Raw genomic sequence first — 1,164 nt, 5'->3', positions numbered from 1 at the left:
CTGCTGCCGCTGGCAGCGGCCGGGATGCTCACCTCATCGACCAAAGCGTGGTTCACCCGCGTCGCGGGCTGGATGCTCGCGCTCATCTTCTACAAACCCGCGGCCGCGGCGGTGTATGCGACCGCGTTCACCCTCGTCGGCGAAGGCCAGGACCTGCACGCCCTGCTGATGGGGTTGGCGATGATGCTGATCAGCCTCATCGCCTTCCCGGTCCTGCTGAAGTTCTTCACCTGGACGACCGGCGGAACCGAATCCAGCAGCGGCGGCGGAATCCTCAGCGCGCTGATGGGCAGCGCGACCGCGATCGGTGCGCTACGCGCCTACGGCGCGATGGGCGGTTCCGCAGGCGGGCAGTCCGGTTCGGCCGGCGAGCACGCCGACTACCTCAACCAGCAACTCGGCGACCAGGACACTCCCCCGCCGAGTGACGGCCAGCCAAGTCAGCCGGGCCAGCCGTCCACCCCACCCGGCCAGGCACCCTGCGGGCAGACACCGACCGGCGCCCCCGGCGACCAACTCTCCGACCCCAGCGCCCCATCGGGCAGCGACCAGCCAGGCACCGACCCATCCGGAACAGCTCAAAGCGCACAAGGGGGCCACGGGTGGGCGCCACCCGACGGCGGTCACGGTGAACCGGTCGGCCCTACCACGATTTGGACGGCGGAGAAGGAACGCCAGCGCGGCGAGGACGCGATCCGCTGGGCCGCCACCGGCGGCACCGGCGCCGCAGGTAGCGGCGGTGGCGGCGGTCCGACCGGCGCGATCGGTGAAGGAGGCGGCGGCAGTGGGCGATAACATCCGCACCTACGGCGGCTGGCGACGTCGGCACGGCATCGGCCTGCTCGGCATGGACACCACCTCCACCTTCGTCGCTCTCAGCGCCGCGATCCTGCTGGTTCTTGTTGCGGCCACCGCCCCGCACCTGCTCATCTACCTGCTTCCACCGGCCCTGCTCGGCGGCGGGCTGGCGCTCATCCGGATCGGGGGTGTGCCGCTGGCACGGCTGCTGCTGGCGCGATGTCGCTGGCGGTGGGGCGTGCTGCGCGGCCACAACCGGTACCGCGCCGGTGTCGTCATCGATCATCCGCGGGCGTTCCAGCTCCCGGGTGTGCTGGCGCCGTTGACGCTGTTGAGCGCCGAGGACGGGTACGGCGGCCGGTACGG

1 protein-coding gene and 1 pseudogene are annotated in these 1,164 nt (G+C 71.6%); both read left to right on the top strand.

Features of this window, described 5'->3' with window-relative positions; genetic code table 11:
• Positions 1-795: pseudogene (locus AB0C35_RS46065) on the top strand (hypothetical protein); the annotation flags it as partial.
• The coding region (locus tag AB0C35_RS46060) for an SCO6880 family protein (RefSeq protein WP_358471046.1) at positions 785-1,164 on the top strand (380 nt) is incomplete at its 3' end. The pseudogene AB0C35_RS46065 and the gene AB0C35_RS46060, both read left to right, overlap by 11 nt.

The organism is Spirillospora sp. NPDC048819 (genome assembly GCF_040650055.1).
Lineage (GTDB): Bacteria > Actinomycetota > Actinomycetes > Streptosporangiales > Streptosporangiaceae > Spirillospora.
This window is presented reverse-complemented; position numbering and strand designations above follow the sequence as displayed.